We start from the raw sequence: 16141 nt of genomic DNA, 5'->3' as shown, positions 1-16141 counted from the left end.
AAGCTCCTTTTATATCTCTAGTAAAATATAGCTACAATTATCCTTTTGTTGCTCCAGATGAAAGTCCTGAAATTAAATAACGTTGTAAGAACAAGAAGACAATTGCAATCGGTACCGCAATCAATACCGTTCCTGCAGCAAATCGTGTAAAGTTGTTCGCGAATTGATCACTTACGAAGTTGAATAATCCAAGAGCTAATGTATAGTTTTCAGGACTACGCAACACAATTCTTGGTAGGATAAAGTCCATCAGTGGTGACATAAAATTAAATAACGCAACAACGGCCAAGATTGGTTTTGCTAATGGCAGCATGATTGTGAAGAATATACGAAAGTGACCTGCCCCATCTAGCTTAGCTGACTCATCTAATTCTTTAGGAATGGTATCGAAATACCCCTTTACTAGAAATGCATTCATCGGAATCGCTCCACCTACATAGATCAACACTAAACCTAGTAGAGAATCGAGTAAGCCTATTGTATTTAGAAGCACATAGATTGCAACCATCGCCATAATGACTGGGAATATCTGCAATACTAGAAAGAAATAGAGCCCATTTTTTCTTCCAACAAACTTGTACCTAGAGAAGGCATAAGAAGTCAGACATACAATCACAGTAGCTGATATAGACGTGGCAAACGCAACAATTAAAGAATTGATATACCATTGTACATAGTTACTTTGTTCACTAAAAAAGAGCCATTTATAATGTTCGAGAGACCAATTTTCAGGAATAATGCTTGCACTATATAAGTTCGTGCCTTCATTTAATGAAAGTCCAATTGTCCATAATAGTGGATAGCCAATGACAACAAACATTAATAAAAGAAACAGGTAGATTAACGTAACTTCAATGCGCGATTTTGTTTTCTGTTTCATACTAATTATTCCCCTTCCTTAAACGTTCTACTTTTACGGAACTGAAATATAGCAAATACTGCTACAATTAGACCGATGATAATAGAGATCGCCGCAGCCATACTATATTGCGAGTTTTCGAATGCAAGGCTATACACCCAGGAAATAAGAATATCCGTACCTCCAGCATTTTGCCCACGGACTGGTGGCCCACCTTCGTTAAATAAATAGATAATATTAAAGTTATTGAAGTTCCCCGCATATTGCATAATCAAAAGGGGTGCTGTCGCAAAAAGAACGTGTGGCATGGTGATAAAACGGAACTTCTGAAAGCGACTAGCTCCATCCATATCCGCTGCCTCATACCAGTCATCCGAGACACTCTGTAAAATCCCAGTAAATAAAGCAAAGACAAACGGGAATCCAAGCCATGTCTGTATCATAATTAAGGCAATCTTGGTCCAAAATGGATCAGTCAGCCATGGAATACTCGTATTAAATAGAGGTTCCAATAAATCTCTGTTAATTGCACCAAACCCATCGTTAAACAAAGCCGCAAAGATGAGGATCGTGACAAAGCTTGGTACAGCCCAAGGCAAAATTAAAACAGTACGAATCAATCGTTTGTATTTAATTCGTTTGTCATTCACGATAACCGCTAAAAACATAGCAAGTGCAATTTGAGACGTTGTCGCAGCTGCTGTCCAGACTATGGTCCATGAAAGAACTGAGAAGAACGTATTTCTCCAAATTGGAATAGTAGCTAGGTCCACAAAGTTTTGAAAGCCAACCCAATCTAATACACTTCTCGGAGGCGCATTAAATAAGTTGTAATTCGTAAAGGCCAACACAATCATAAACAAAAGTGGAAAGATTACAGCAATAAATAATAGAATTAAACCAGGTGTTATAAGAACATAAGGAAAGCTTTTATCCCATGAATGCCTAAACCCTTCTCTTATCGATAAAGGCTCATACCCTTCCTGTCGCTGCAGGGCTATCTTGCGTGCATCTTTTATGTTGAGTATGTAAAAGAGCACAGCAAACATCGTCAGAAATACGGCAACTATTCCTTGTCCTATTAATGTTCTTGAATCATCGACACCGGGTAGTGTGCCAAGTGTTGCGAGCCCCCAGAAACCAATGTTCAGAATGTCATAAAACACAATACCAAAGGCTACTGCCAATAATAAGAAACAAATCCCTTTTAGACGTTGCTTATTATAGATTTGGCCCAATCCAGGTACAATCGAAAGTAAACCAGCAGTGCGTACACGACTTTTCTTATTTACTTGTAGTGAATGATGTTGAGGTTTCATTCATTTCCAGCCCCCATTATTTCAATTTCATCTTCTATCATTCCTTGAGTTTCTAGTAAAACTTCTTCCGCATCGTCCCCATTACTTATAAAGATAAGCGCATCACCGAGAGGTTCCCACACAGCTGAAACAGCAGGGATATTCGGCATAAACTGAGCGTAATCCAACTGCTCGACAAATCCTTCGTATAATTCATTTTCCAGTTCAATGTCATCTCGCGCCGGAATCTCCTGAGCGTACTCAAAGAAAATTTCAGAGCTTTCCTTACTCGTCATAAACAAAGCCAGTTCTTTTGCCCAATTTATATGGTCACTGTATTGATTAACCATCCAACCCTTCACTCCAGCAAAAGATTTGAGTCTTTCTCCATTAATCATTGGTAGAGGAGCTGTTTCAAGATTGTCCCCTAAAGCATTGCGATAATCATTGATGTTCCAAGGCCCAGAAACAACGGCTCCTACATTCCCTTGTAGAAATAAACCATTCATGATATCCGCATTTAAGTTTCTTGGTAGATAGCCTTTTTCATACCATGATCGTATTAATTCAGTTCCTTCCACTGTCCCTTGATTCGAAAGACCAATATCACCAACATCATATCCTCCGTTTTCTTCCCCGAAGAAATAACCTCCGTATGCCGCTAAAAAAGGATAAGCAAAAAATGCATTCTGAGCTTCGAGTAGAAATCCGTACTGATCGTTTGCAGGATTCGTTAGTTCTTCGCCAATTTGCTCGAGCTCTTCAAGCGTCTCTGGTGCTTCAGGAATGAGTTCGTTATTGTACATTAACGCGTAGGTTTCTACTGCCGCTGGAATACCGATTTGGGCTCCATCATAGCTAAGAGCCTCTAAAGAGCCATCAATATAACCCTCTTTCTGCTCCTCAGTTAGATCTAATTCAGCTGCAACTCCTTGAAGATAGGCATTCCCAGTCATATCGTTAGGCTGAAAAAACAAGTCTGGTCCTCTACCTGAGGGAGCGTCGAGTGACATCGCTTCCAATTGATCGAATAAACCAAAAGGCACTAAATGAACCTCGATATCTGTTTCTTCTGTAAATGCATCCGCAATCTCTTTGTATGCTTCTAAGTACGTCTCAGTATCATGAACCCAAACCTGTAACGATTCCGGCTTATTTGCTTCTGTTGCTTCATCAGGTATTAACTCTTCTATTTCATCTCCTCGTTCTGGTCCACAAGCAGTTACTATCATTGAAAGACCAACAACTACAGGTAGGAAATAGCTTTTAACGTTACCCACTTCAACCCCTCCTCTATTTCTCATACTCAATTTTTAATAAATCTACGCAAACGTTTGCACAAAACAATGAAAATGTTTTCATTTCCTATAGATTAGTATAGTATCTACTTTTTATATTAGCAATATATTTTAAGAAAACGTTTGCATTATTTCGTTGACAGTCGATCTACCTTGTTCTAAACTTTAGCTATTCTATTGATCCGGAGGTACTATTCATGATATTTTCTGCTGTTAGTCATTTACAAACTCCAGCTGAACTTTATTCTATCAACAAAGAATCTGTTTGCGTGCGTATAAAAACAGCCAAAAATGATGTCCTTCAAGTGACAATCATACATGGCGATCCATATGTATGGGAACAAGACAGTTGGCAGTCTTCTGAAAAATCTATGTCACTCGCTGGCTCTGATGATCTTCACGACTATTGGACAGTCACCCTTCAATTGCCACATTCCCGCCTACGTTACGGATTCATCCTAACCTCAACGGACGAATCTGTTGTTTATACTGAGCGTGGCTTCTATCAAGAGAAACCTAAACATGTTTCTCCTTATTTCTGTTTACCCTATCTCCACGAGAATGAGATATTCTCTCCTCCCAGCTGGGTAAAAGATACGGTATGGTATCAAATCTTTCCCGAGCGTTTCTCAAATGGAGATCCCTCTATTAATCCAGATAACGTATTACCATGGGGGAGTGAAGAACCACAAGTCGATTCTTTTTTTGGTGGTGACTTACAAGGAGTCATTAATCATCTCGACCACTTAAGCGACCTAGGCATTAACGGTATTTATTTCACACCCATTTTTAAAGCATTCTCAAATCATAAATATGACACCATTGATTATATGCAAATCGACCCTCAATTTGGCGATGAGCAGACTTTAATAAAGCTCGTACAGGAATGTCACAAACGAGGAATACGTGTCATGTTAGATGCGGTTTTTAATCATAGTGGGTATTACTTCGAGCCATTTCAAGATGTACTCAAAAATGGGGAGGACTCTCGGTACAGAGATTGGTTTCACCCACATGCCTATCCATTAGACCCTCATGCACAGAAGCCTAATTACGAAACCTTTGCTTTTGTTGGTATGATGCCAAAATTAAATACAGCTAATCCAGAAGTGAAGGACTACTTACTTCAGGTTGCACGCTATTGGATTGAGACTTTTGACATTGATGGATGGCGTCTTGATGTAGCGAACGAGGTTGATCATGACTTTTGGCGAGACTTCCGCCGCACCGTCAAGGAAACAAAAGAGGATGTGTATATTCTCGGCGAAATCTGGCATCAATCCACCCCGTGGCTTGTGGGTGATCAATTTGATGCAGTGATGAATTACCCTTTAACAGATGCCATTCAAGATTTCGTCTTGCGTGAAGAGACTGTTGAATCCTTTACACAGTCTATTACTAGACATTTATTCAGCTATCCTCAGCCTGTTAATCAAGTACAGTTCAACTTACTCGACAGTCATGATACAGCGCGTGTGTTAACTGAAAGTAATGGTAATAAGAATCATGTAATGCTTCAATACCTTATGCTTTTCTCTTTCCCAGGCTCTCCGTGTATCTACTACGGTGATGAGATTGGTATGGCTGGTGATAACGACCCTGGTTGTCGTGCATGTATGATATGGGATCAAAATAAACAAGATACAGAGTTATTTACCTTTGTAAAAGATCTTATCCAATGGCGCAAAGAGTTACCGACAATGGGAACGTATGAAACCATTCAATTTCATGAATCTGGTGTGGATGATGTCTTACTTTATTCAACCTATTCGAACGATGAAGTTCTTCTTATTGCGATTAATCGTAGTCAGACAGCTCAATCGATTGTGCTTCCAGAATCGTTCATGGACTATACGCTTATCGACCACATTAGTGGGGAGACCTTAGATAAACAAACCGCTTTAGAAATAAGTAAGGAACATTTCCGTTTAGTTAAGAAACACCTATCTTAATTCTAAAAAAGCTGCTTTTCCCACGTGGGTTCAAGCAGCTTTTTTACCTAGTTACTTCTTATTTTGCGCGGCATATTCCTTCATAGCATCACGCATAAAGATAGCCAATCCATCACCAAACTGGTCAATATTTTGAGTGAAACGTTCATCCGCTACATACATATCTCCCAGTCCTGAAAAAGCATCCAAAGAGTACGTACCAATTTGATTTAAAAATCTGTACCATTCACCAATCAATTCCTGAGCTTTTTTTGATCCAGGATCAACTTGGCGAACTGTCGCTAGTTCGCGATAGATCCGATTCATTTCATCTCCGAGCTCTTTCTCTTTCCCTTTCACATTAGCTGCAGCGTCGTCTACAACTTCATCTCCCCAATGCTTTCGAGCCTCATCCTCGTGTTCATTCCATCCCGTAAAATCGAATCCTTTAAATTTTTCCTTGTTAGACATTTGAATCTCACCCTTCTTAAACCTGAGTGTCCTTTCAATAGTTACGATCATTTGATCAATTTGATTACGTCGCTCTTCAAGCATTTGTTGGTGTCTCTGCAGAGCTTCCACTTGATCAAAATCTGGACGACTCATGATTTCTTTGATTTTTTTCAGAGGGACATCCAACTCTCTATAAAAGAGAATGTGCTGTAAGTCATCAATATTGTTTTGTGAATACAAGCGATAGCCTGATTCAGTCACTTCATCCGGACTGAGTAACCCAATCTCATCATAATGGTGAAGTGTGCGCACACTAATGCCCACTAGATTAGCTACCTCTTTTATTTTCAACATCTACCTCAGCTCCCTCAAAATCAACAATAAGGTATCACGTAACGTGAGAGTCAAACCCAAATGTTAAAAAGGTTTTAGATTAAGTCTTTGTTTCTTAGATATGATTTTTTTAGAGAGATGTAATTAACTAAAAATAAAAATGTAGCAGCTATTAGCGATACTCCAATGATTTGAATCCATTCATTTATACCTTCTATAAATAAGTAAGTAATTAAGAACATAGCTCCAAAACCAATTGATTTCACTCTAATTACCTTTTTATGTTTTTGATAGTCTTCTTTCGTTGCAATATCGGTGAATTCAATTCCAGAAAAAATATACCTAAGCATCGTATAGACGGAAAAAAGAGCGATTCCAAGGAGTGATATTGTATTAGCACTTATAGAAATGGCAGACCAGGTAGTCAACAATATCATGACGATCAAATAGATAAGCAAAAGCAAACCAGCTTCCCCTAAAAAGTAGAGAATCCTCTCACGCTTATATTCATCAACCGGCAACAAAAAAGAAATCCACGAGTTCATCATTTATTCTACCTCCCAAAACAATTGATCTAACGTTTTATCAAGTTTTTTCGCAATGGCCACACACAATTGCAAGCTAGGATTATATTGCCCTTTTTCAATTAAACCAATGGTTTGCCTCGTAACTCTAACAGCCGCCGCAAGCTGCTCCTGCGTAAATGATTTCTCTACACGAGCCAACTTCACTCTGTTCTGCATGTTCTCACTCCAACTCAAAAAGCAATATATAGATTACATAATGTAAACTATATATTGCTTTTAATTGAATTGTCAAGATTTAGTAGGGAAGCTTCTTCTCAAAGGATACAATCCATAGACCTTCGGGCATATATGTCTTCTTCATCTGCTTAAATCCTTGTTTTAGATACGCATTAACTGCTGGTTTATTATCTAATGCTGTTGATACTTTTATTAATTGAGCTTCTTGATAAAGTGAGAGGATAACCGTTAGTAGCTGAGTCGCTATCCCTTTTCTAAAATAGTCTGGATGGATCATTAAACGTGTAATGTCTATGATCTGTCTATTGCAGTTAATCGAAATGACTCCTGCTAAAACCTGATCATGAAAATACCCATAAAATGTTTCATCACTCAGCTGTAAGTCACTCTCACGCTCACGTAATGGAGGGAAATCACTTATGCGAAGCAGTTCTGCCTCTACTTGATAAGAAAGCATCTGAAGCTTCCAGACTTTTGATGCCATATCAGCCTGATCAATCGCAATTTCTTTAATCACGATATTTCTTAAATGCTACCACAGCGTTATGCCCGCCAAATCCAAATCCATTAGACAGAGCGTATTCAATTTTTGTATTCACAGCTTTGTTTGGCACATAGTCAAGATCACACACCTCATCTGGCGTTTCATAATTAATTGTCGGTGGTGCTATATCTTCTTGAACAGCATGTAAGGTCGCAATTGCTTCTATTCCACCTGCCGCTCCGAATAGGTGACCGGTCATTGATTTAGTCGAGCTGACCTTTAATTGGTAAGCAGCCTCTCCAAACACCTGCTTAATTGCTTTTGTTTCTGATTGATCTCCTTCTGGCGTGCTTGTCCCGTGAGCATTAATATATTGAACATTCTCTTTGCTAATGCCACCCATCTCAAGAGCAAGTTTCATCGCCCGCTCCGCCCCACTTGGATCTGGCGACGTAATATGGTAAGCATCTGTTGTAGATCCATACCCTACAATCTCACCTAGGATCGAAGCTCCACGGCGTTTTGCATGCTCATACTCTTCAAGAAAGAGGATACCTGAACCCTCAGACATAACAAAGCCATCACGATTTTTATCAAACGGTCTGCTCGCAGTCTCAGGAGAATCATTTAACGTAGACATGGCTCTCATTCTAGAGAAACCTGAATAAGATAGTGGGTTAATTGGAGCCTCCGCACCACCCGCTAGGATGCCATCTGAGTATCCGTGTTTAATATTTAGATATGCTTCACCAATCGCATGGTTAGCAGTCGCACAGGCAGACACCGGGGAAAAGCTCGGTCCCTTAAATCCAGTTTTCATTGAGACAATGCCCGTTGCCATATTGCCAATCATCATTGGTACCATAAATGGTGACACTCGTCTTGGGCCTTTCTCTAAAAGAGAGGAATGATTTTCTAGAGTCGTATCAATACCACCAATTCCAGAACCGATATAAACCCCCATTCGCTCACCATTCACTTGTTCTACATCAAGCTTGGCTTGCTTAAGTGCTTGAATTGAAGCCGCATAGGCAAACTGAGCAAAACGGTCATATTTGCTTATTTCTTTTTTATCCATATACTCTTCTGGTTTAAAGTCTGTAATGAACCCACCAATTTGTGTTGCAATCCCATCATATAATTCAGACTCAATTCGTTTTATCCCTGACTTACCTTCCAATAAATGTCCCCAAAATTCTTCTACTGAGTTACCAAGTGGAGAAATGACACCCGTTCCTGTAATCACAACTCTACGTTCCATTGTTCATGCACCTCGATTTTTCTATTTTAGAAGAAGTCTTACCTGGCTTAGTATCTTTTCTAACACCGTTTCATTTATCGCACGCTGATATTGCAAGCCACCTTTAATTGTTGAAAGCAATAACCAAGACAAATCTTCTATTTCTTCTTTCTTTATTCCCTGAATGGCTCCATCTTTCTTAGCATCTCCTACTAATCGGACCATACTATTGGCTTCTAATTGACTTACATTCGTAACTGCTTCTTGCAAATCGTACGTTAACTCATTCATATCTGCTTGAAAAGCCGTTATCGGGCAAATGCCAGTTGAAGATATATGTTCTATCCTTCTTAGAATAAAAGCATAAGGTCGATCTTTCACTTGAATGGATGAATGGTTAATCTCATTTATCAGCTCTTCTAAACCTTCACGTAGATAGGAGCAAACAGCCAAACCTAAGTCTTCTTTCTTTTCAAAATGATAATGTATGCTAGCTTTCGTCACATGTAACTCTTTCGATAAATCATCGTAGCTAAAGGACCTATAACCCATTTCTTGAATCTTCTCTACAGCTAATGTAATGATTTGTTCTTTTCTATTTTTCATTTTTTTATACTAACTTACTAGTAGGTAAGTGTCAACGAAGGATCATTACTCTTCACCAAGGCTTGTGAGCAATTGAGATGTTCTATAACATAAAACATCTGGTTTCTGAGAAAAAGTTGGTCGATAGTCAGGCAACCAGTGGACACCAACTGTACGTACACCGGCATCATGCCCTGCCAGAATATCGGCATCACTATCACCAAGGTACACCGTATCCTCTTTTGTCACTCCAAGTTTTTTCATTGCTTCTTGAATGCCTTCTGGGTGAGGTTTTGCATACGTGACGTCATCTCCTGTTATCACCACGTCAAAATACGATGTCATGTGCAGGGCTTCTAAAGATACAGTTAGACTGCGCTGAGCTTTCCCTGTAACAATACCTACTTGATACCCTTTACACTTTAAGTCTCGCAATAACTCAATCATTTCCAAAGATTGAGGGACCAACTTGTTATGGTTCTCAGCGTACACTTTATAATACAATTCAATCGCACTGGACGATTCTACATGCTTGAGGTTTTCTCGAATAATCCCCGTCTCAGAAGGTCCAAACATGCTTTTAATATCCTCATTTGTCAGCTCTCTCTCATCAAATTTCTCAAATACTTCTTGGAAAGCTTTAAAGCAGACAGGCAATGTGTTCGCTAAAGTGCCATCAAAATCAAATAAAATTGCTTTCATCTGAGACCTCCTACCTTCCTTCCCTAGATTCCATTCCAAATCTCCTCCGCTTCCTCCATCACCCGCTCAATCAGTTCTTCTGCTGTTTGGATATTTGCAAGCATCGGACTTTGACCAGACCAAAGTGACATAAATTCTCGATTGTTTTGATTTGAAGAGGCAGTGCGAATCGATTTTGTTAGGGCGTTCTGAATTGGGAAAACCGGTAAATCATTCTCATGCTTCTGCATCATTCGGATAAATGTATTATTGATCCCTCTTGCTTTTTTTCCAGAGAATGAACTTGTTAAGGTAGTTTGACTGTCTGTTGCTTTTGTCACTGCTTGCTTATGTATATCAGAGGCTCCACTTTCGATACATGTTAAAAACGCAGTCCCCATTTGAACAGCTGCTGCGCCCAAACAACGGGAGGCCATTAAGCCCCGTCCATCCATAATTCCACCAGCAGCAATAACAGGAATCTTAATGAGTCTTATAGCCTGTGGGATCAACGCCATTAAGCCTATAAGCCCTTCTTCTTCTGAGTGAAGGAACGTAGCCCTGTGACCTCCCGCTTCACTACCTTGCAAAATAACCATGTCTAGGCCGGCCCGCTCAATTTCAATCGCTTCTTTAACCGTAGTAGCAGTTCCGATCATTACGATATCTTGCTCTTTTAATCGCCGAATCAGATCACTAGATGGCAATCCAAATGTAAATGTACACACTGGAACGTTCTCTTGAATAATTACATCAATTAGTTGGTGGTAGTTGGCTACGTCATGTTTCGACTCGGGTAGTGAAACATCTAGCTGATTTATTTGAAGGCTTTCATGAATAGGTTCAAGCAGAGTTTTTGATGTATGTAGGGCACAATCCTCTATCTCATAATCATTTGGCACAAAGACATTGACTCCAAACCAGTTCTTTGTCTTCTTTTTGACCTCTTTGATTTGTTTAAGAAGCGCTTTCGAATCTAAATATCCCGCGGCTATCATTCCTAAACAACCGTTATTTGAAACGGCTGCAGTTAACTCAGGGGTAGAAATCCCTCCTGCCATAGGAGCTTGGATAATTGGGTGTGTAAGATGTAAACGATCGTACAAGCTTGCTTGCTTCATTTGGGTCACCCCTTTGTAAAATTTTATGATGACGTTAGCTATGGTTTGGTTCTTGTGCCACTGTTGCCTCAACTTTATCTCTTCAAAACAGATTGAATAAACTCAGACTTTGCCTCTGTATAGGCTTCACGATTATTCTCGAATTTGGTGGCAAGCTTCTTTTTTAACTCTGCATATTCTTTAACTAACACGGGTTGGCTTCGCAGTGTGTCACGGAATTGTATATGCTCGTCCCATTTCACTGTACCTTCTTTGACTATATGTAGATGAGCCACTCGTTTGTTGTTATGTACTTTCACAAAGTATTTCCTCCACTCCCTCTGGTCAAGGTTCGGAGGAACATAGTTCCAATCATGCTTACTTAATGTAGCTATGATTTCTTCGATTTTGTCAAAAGACTTCACTTTTGCCATGATATCAATAATCGGTTTAGCAGGTAAGGAGGGAATAGAGGTGCTACCTATATGTTCAACAGCTTGAACCTCAAGCGGTTGAAGTAACGCATGCAAATGTCTCTTTTCTTCTTCCCCTTTTATTTGCCATTCTAAGCTTGATTCTTCTATGATTATCGTCTCTTCTGCCCAAACAGGCCACTCGCTCTTATCTTCTGATTTGCTCATTCTTGACTGGCCTCCACGTATCTGTTCGTTAATTTTTGCTTATGCGCTTCAAATATTTCGTCTAATGTAATGTCGTATTGATTGGCAATAACGAGTAGGTTACCTAATACGTCCCCCAATTCTTCAGTCAGTTCAAGTTTATTCTCCTCATATGACCTTTTAGACTCATCCGGTCTGTCTCGACCAATTTCCAACGCTCGGATCGCTCTTGCTACTTCGCCAGTTTCTTCAGCAAGAAAACCAATCCGCACAAAAATATCAAGATCTGACCAACCTCGCTCTGCGTACTTAACTTTTACCCACTCTTGAAAGTCCTTACTATTCATTCACTGACACACCCTTAATTACCCCATTTAGATACTTCAAACGGTTGAAATTGATGCAGCTTTTCCAGTAAATCCTCTGCTTTGTTCTCAGTTATAATTAACTCTTGGTATGCCGGTCTCATAAATCCTTGTTCAATCGTATGATCGAGCATTTGTAGCAATGGATTGTAAAACCCGTTTATGTTCAGAAAGCTGCATGGCTTGTGGTGATAACCAAGCTGAGACCATGTAAAGACTTCAAACCATTCTTCCAAGGTACCGGCGCCTCCAGGTAAAGCAATAAAAGCATCTGATAGGTCAGCCATCATTGCTTTTCTCTCATGCATGGTTTTAACAACATGCTGTTCAGTTAGTCCATTATGCGCAATCTCTACATTCATCAGCTTTTCGGGAATTACTCCGATCACTTCTCCGCCAGCTTCTAAGCAAGCATTAGCAACCGCTCCCATACAACCAACTTGAGCCCCTCCATAAACAAGACCAATTCCTTTTTCAGCAAGTAACGTTCCTAGCTTTCTAGCTTCCTCCATATAAATTGGATTCTCTCCCTCACTCGACCCACAAAAAACAGCTATTCTTTTTATCTCATGCATGATAATCTCTCCCTTTTTTATCTTTTCATCTAATTTGTTTTTCTTACTTTCGCTGAAATAATCATAGTCACTGCAGATATCGCACTATATGATACGGTGTAGAGAACAAGTCCATCTAAGTTTGCTCTAATGCTTTCAACATCAGATCCCCATACAATAAGTGTAAATGGAAAGAGAAAAGCGAGCAGAAACACTACGTATCGGAAACGCTTTAGAAACATACTTAAAACAATCAATATCGTTGGAAACACGACAAACAAAAGCAACATTAAAATAGCCATTGTTAATCACCTCTCATTCGATTGACCATTTCAATCAAACCTCTTATGTATAAGTATTCATTAGTTACCGATATCTTTCAACATTAAAGCTATTTTCTTTTCTCAAAAATTGTGAAAAGACTGTCGGTTTAGTGACAGTCTTCCTGTTTTTCGTTTAATTTACTTTTTCAAACGTGATCGGTAACTCTTCTAATCCTCTTATGATTAAACTAGGTCTCCAAATTAACTTGTGCTCTTCTACATTTAGTTTGAGGTTAGTCAAGCGATTCAACAAAGTGCCAACAGCAATTTCTGCTTCAAGTCTTGCTAAAGGAGCACCTAAACAAAAGTGAATGCCTTTACCAAAAGCAAGGTGTTTACTCGAATCCCTTGTAATATCAAAAAGATCAGGATCATTAAAGACAGATTCATCTCTGTTTGCTGAATTTAATGCGACCAAAACATGGTCCCCTTTTTGAATCATCTGTCCTCCTATTTCTATCGTTTCAATGGCCCATCGGTCTGTACTGAACTCAACTGGACCATCAAAGCGAAGAAATTCCTCAATTGCTGGCTTAATAAGAGATGGATCTTTTCTTAATGCCTCAAGCTGATCCGGATGATTGAGTAAGGCTAAGACGCCGTTACTAATTAAATTTACGGTTGTTTCATGACCTGCCATGATTAATAACGCAATTACCCCGTATAACTCTTGCTCCGAAAGACGATCCCCTTCTTCTTCTGCGTGAATTAATTTACTCACAAGGTCTTCTTTTGGTTCATGTCTACGTGTCGCTACCCAATCAGTTAGATATTGGGTGAACTGCTGCATATGCAACATGACTTTCTCTGTATCCTCTGGATCTCCTGTAGATTCAATCAATGTATTAGACCACATTCTGAATTGATCTCGATCTTCACTTGGCACACCAAGCATTTCACAGATCACTATAATCGGGAGAGGAAAAGCAAAATCATCAATTAAGTTCATTTTACCGTTTTGTTCAACTTGATCTAATAAATCATCTGTAATCTCTTGAATTCGAGGTCTTAATTCCTCAATAACTTTTGGCGTGAATGCCTGCTGAACTAACCCACGCAATCGACGATGATCAGGCAGGTCAGCAAATAACATATTTCGGGCAAAGATACTTGTGTGTGCGTACCTATCTTCTTCCTTTTCAAATTCCATAAGGTTTGTATAATCTTTAATGAAGCGTTTATCTTTAAGTATGGTTTCTGCATCCTTATAGGTTGTGACAATCCATGTATAATGACCACTTGGCAACATGGTTTTGCGAATAGGGTCTTCCTGACGTAAACGCTTAAAAATTGGGTACGGGTTACGATCAAAAGATTTCGAGAATATGGCTTCACTTGACTTCTCTTGCTTCTCTGTCATAAGAAAACTCCTCTCTTCGATCAAATAAAATAAGCCTACTATTTAGGCTCAAAACTTTACTACCACGCTGTAATTACATTGCCTATCTAAATGATAACATGATAAAGAAGAGACTGGTTAACTAAACCATCCCTTCTCCTTAGAGTGCGTTACTGCTTCAATACGATTTTTCACATCTAACTTCTCTAAAATAACAGAGACATAATTGCGAACAGTCCCAATCTTAATATCGAGTTCAATCGAGATTTCCTTTGTACTTTTCCCATCTGCGATCAGAGAGAGAACTGCTTTCTCACGCTCAGTAAGAGGGTTTGTTTCACGAAAGACATCATCCATTAATTCTGGAGCGTACACTCGTTTTCCTTCTACTACAAGACGAATAGCCTGGGCTAGCTCATCACTAGAGCTGTCTTTTAATAGATATGCACTAACACCCGCTTGAAGAGCTCGTTGAAAATAACCGGACCTAGCAAAGGTTGTCAGAATCACTAATTTACAATCGAGTGCCTTCAATTCTTCTGCCGCTTCAAGCCCAGTTTTCTCAGGCATTTCTATATCCATAATACACACATCAGGTTGATGCTTATGAACATAATCTACAGCTTCCTGCCCACTTTTTCCTTTTCCAACAATTTCCATGTCGTCTTCAAGATTAAGTAATGCTTCAAGTGCACCAAGGAGAAGCTGCTGGTCTTCAGCTATATAGATACTAATCATGAATTCCCATCCTTGTATATTATTTTTATATCATAAGGTACTTGGATACTAAGCTCGGTTCCTTCTGTCGTATCGACAGCAAGGCTACCATTTACAAACTCTAGACGTTCCTTCATTCCAGCAAGGCCATTCCCTTTTTCTAAATAATTCTCTTGGGCTTTGAATGTACCGTTATCTCTAACAATCATCACTAGCTCATCATTTTTTGATTGAATATATACTTCACATGTCGTCGCGTTACTATGCTTCACCACATTTGTTATCGCTTCTTTTAAACACATTGCTAAGATGTTCTCCGTAATGAGGTTAACATTTGTTAAGACATCTTTATCCTCTTCATGCCAGCCCCATGCAATATGGGCAGCCTTGAGTAACTGTGCAGACAACGTTCGCTCATCTTTGAGCCTAAGCCCTCTCATTGATGAAACCAGCTTGCGGACTTCATTTAATGACGTTCTCGCCGTTTGTTGTACTTCCTTGATCTCTATGACCGCCTGTTGCGGATCCTTATAGATTAACTTCCTAGCAAGCTCGCTCTTCAACCCGATCATCGAGAGACTCTGCCCTAATGTGTCATGAAGGTCTCTTGCTATACGCTGTCTTTCCTTAATCTTAATCAACTCAGACAGTTGCTCGTTGGCATCTTCAAGCTTGTCTTCTAATATATCCCGCTCATTTTTATTGTGAGTACTAAAAGGAAGCAAGATAACGCTAATCCAAGCAATGATAACAAAGGCCAACTGCGGTACAAATAAATTAGGTTCATTTATAATTCCATAATTAATAGAGAAGGATGTTGTCCCTAAGTGAATAAAATAAAGGAGATAAAAAGATCGTTTATTCCTAATGTTACCAATAAAATAGGCAATAAAAAAGGCAAAAAATGTGTAACCGAATAAAAAGATCGTTGATGTAGAAACACCCATCAAGATAAAGGTACAAAGGTAAAGCAGCCAACCTTTTGATAGAAAGGCGATTCGATAAAAAACAAAAAAGCTTACTGTTAAAATGACACTTGCGATCATATCAACTTCAAACGAGAACTGAAAGATATAATAAAAGGGTAGAATGAAGAATACCGCCCAAATATAGGGCGATATTCCGCTGTAGGTATGGAGATTTAATTTTTGCATTTTATTTAACATGTGTGTACTCATCCCAACCTATAAAAGTGTT

General features: G+C 39.2%; 19 protein-coding genes. 1 reads left to right on the top strand and 18 read right to left on the bottom strand.

What is annotated here, in order from left to right; translation table 11 throughout:
• Positions 1-37 precede the first annotated feature (37 nt).
• From J2S05_RS17790 to J2S05_RS17780, 3 genes are read right to left on the bottom strand one after another with little or no spacing between them, the layout of a single operon-like run.
• Positions 38-880 (bottom strand): sugar ABC transporter permease, encoded by an 843-nt coding sequence (locus J2S05_RS17790; protein WP_251611864.1) that lies wholly within the window; start codon positions 878-880, stop codon positions 38-40.
• 5 nt (positions 881-885) lie between these two features.
• On the bottom strand, positions 886-2178 hold the full coding sequence (locus J2S05_RS17785; protein WP_306985192.1) for a carbohydrate ABC transporter permease: 1293 nt from the start codon (positions 2176-2178) through the stop codon (positions 886-888).
• Positions 2175-3437 (bottom strand): sugar ABC transporter substrate-binding protein, encoded by a 1263-nt coding sequence (locus tag J2S05_RS17780; RefSeq protein ID WP_306985190.1) that lies wholly within the window; start codon positions 3435-3437, stop codon positions 2175-2177. Before J2S05_RS17780 ends, J2S05_RS17785 begins: the two co-directional genes overlap by 4 nt.
• Before the next feature lie 215 nt (positions 3438-3652).
• Here J2S05_RS17780 and J2S05_RS17775 point away from each other — a divergent pair, with 215 nt between their 5' ends.
• Positions 3653-5407: a glycoside hydrolase family 13 protein gene (locus tag J2S05_RS17775; RefSeq protein WP_306985188.1), complete on the top strand. Its 1755-nt coding sequence runs from the start codon at positions 3653-3655 to the stop codon at positions 5405-5407.
• Positions 5408-5458: 51 nt separating this feature from the next.
• Here J2S05_RS17775 and J2S05_RS17770 read toward each other — a convergent pair whose 3' ends face one another.
• The 15 genes from J2S05_RS17770 to J2S05_RS17700 form a co-directional block, all read right to left on the bottom strand.
• Positions 5459-6193: a MerR family transcriptional regulator gene (locus J2S05_RS17770; RefSeq protein WP_306985186.1), complete on the bottom strand. Its 735-nt coding sequence runs from the start codon at positions 6191-6193 to the stop codon at positions 5459-5461.
• Positions 6194-6267: 74 nt separating this feature from the next.
• The gene (locus tag J2S05_RS17765) at positions 6268-6720 is read right to left on the bottom strand and encodes a hypothetical protein (RefSeq protein WP_306985184.1); all 453 of its coding nucleotides are present in this window, start codon (positions 6718-6720) and stop codon (positions 6268-6270) included.
• Positions 6721-6915 (bottom strand): helix-turn-helix transcriptional regulator, encoded by a 195-nt coding sequence (locus J2S05_RS17760; RefSeq protein WP_306985182.1) that lies wholly within the window; start codon positions 6913-6915, stop codon positions 6721-6723. It lies immediately after the preceding gene.
• 79 nt (positions 6916-6994) lie between these two features.
• Positions 6995-7453, bottom strand: coding sequence for a GNAT family N-acetyltransferase (locus J2S05_RS17755; RefSeq protein WP_306985180.1), 459 nt, complete (start codon positions 7451-7453; stop codon positions 6995-6997).
• Positions 7446-8681 carry a beta-ketoacyl-ACP synthase II gene (gene fabF, locus J2S05_RS17750; RefSeq protein ID WP_306985177.1) on the bottom strand — a complete coding sequence of 412 codons (1236 nt, stop codon included), beginning with the start codon at positions 8679-8681 and terminating at the stop codon, positions 7446-7448. The genes J2S05_RS17755 and fabF overlap by 8 nt, the downstream gene beginning before the upstream one ends.
• 21 nt (positions 8682-8702) lie before the next feature.
• Positions 8703-9266 (bottom strand): TetR/AcrR family transcriptional regulator, encoded by a 564-nt coding sequence (locus tag J2S05_RS17745; protein WP_306985175.1) that lies wholly within the window; start codon positions 9264-9266, stop codon positions 8703-8705.
• A gap of 45 nt (positions 9267-9311) precedes the next feature.
• Positions 9312-9947 (bottom strand): HAD family hydrolase, encoded by a 636-nt coding sequence (locus J2S05_RS17740; protein WP_306985173.1) that lies wholly within the window; start codon positions 9945-9947, stop codon positions 9312-9314.
• Between the two features lie 23 nt (positions 9948-9970).
• Positions 9971-11047, bottom strand: a complete 1077-nt coding sequence (locus J2S05_RS17735; RefSeq protein WP_306985170.1) for an NAD(P)H-dependent flavin oxidoreductase — start codon at positions 11045-11047, stop codon at positions 9971-9973.
• Between the two features lie 74 nt (positions 11048-11121).
• Positions 11122-11667, bottom strand: coding sequence for a GrpB family protein (locus J2S05_RS17730; protein ID WP_306985168.1), 546 nt, complete (start codon positions 11665-11667; stop codon positions 11122-11124).
• Positions 11664-11993 (bottom strand): MazG-like family protein, encoded by a 330-nt coding sequence (locus tag J2S05_RS17725; protein ID WP_306985166.1) that lies wholly within the window; start codon positions 11991-11993, stop codon positions 11664-11666. The genes J2S05_RS17730 and J2S05_RS17725 overlap by 4 nt, the downstream gene beginning before the upstream one ends.
• A gap of 14 nt (positions 11994-12007) precedes the next feature.
• Positions 12008-12577 (bottom strand): LOG family protein, encoded by a 570-nt coding sequence (locus J2S05_RS17720; RefSeq protein WP_306985229.1) that lies wholly within the window; start codon positions 12575-12577, stop codon positions 12008-12010.
• A 38-nt stretch (positions 12578-12615) separates the two neighbouring features.
• Positions 12616-12867: a hypothetical protein gene (locus J2S05_RS17715; RefSeq protein WP_306985165.1), complete on the bottom strand. Its 252-nt coding sequence runs from the start codon at positions 12865-12867 to the stop codon at positions 12616-12618.
• Positions 12868-13021: 154 nt separating this feature from the next.
• Positions 13022-14248, bottom strand: a complete 1227-nt coding sequence (locus tag J2S05_RS17710) for a cytochrome P450 family protein (RefSeq protein WP_306985163.1) — start codon at positions 14246-14248, stop codon at positions 13022-13024.
• A gap of 117 nt (positions 14249-14365) precedes the next feature.
• Positions 14366-14965: a response regulator transcription factor gene (locus tag J2S05_RS17705; protein WP_306985161.1), complete on the bottom strand. Its 600-nt coding sequence runs from the start codon at positions 14963-14965 to the stop codon at positions 14366-14368.
• Positions 14962-16110, bottom strand: coding sequence for a sensor histidine kinase (locus tag J2S05_RS17700; RefSeq protein WP_306985159.1), 1149 nt, complete (start codon positions 16108-16110; stop codon positions 14962-14964). The genes J2S05_RS17705 and J2S05_RS17700 overlap by 4 nt, the downstream gene beginning before the upstream one ends.
• Between the last annotated feature and the right edge of the window lie 31 nt (positions 16111-16141).

This window comes from Alkalicoccobacillus murimartini, from assembly GCF_030813245.1.
GTDB classification, from domain to species: Bacteria; Bacillota; Bacilli; order Bacillales; family Bacillaceae_D; genus Alkalicoccobacillus; species Alkalicoccobacillus murimartini.
The sequence above is the reverse complement of the archived record's forward strand: the minus strand, read 5'-3'. Positions and strand labels throughout refer to the sequence as shown.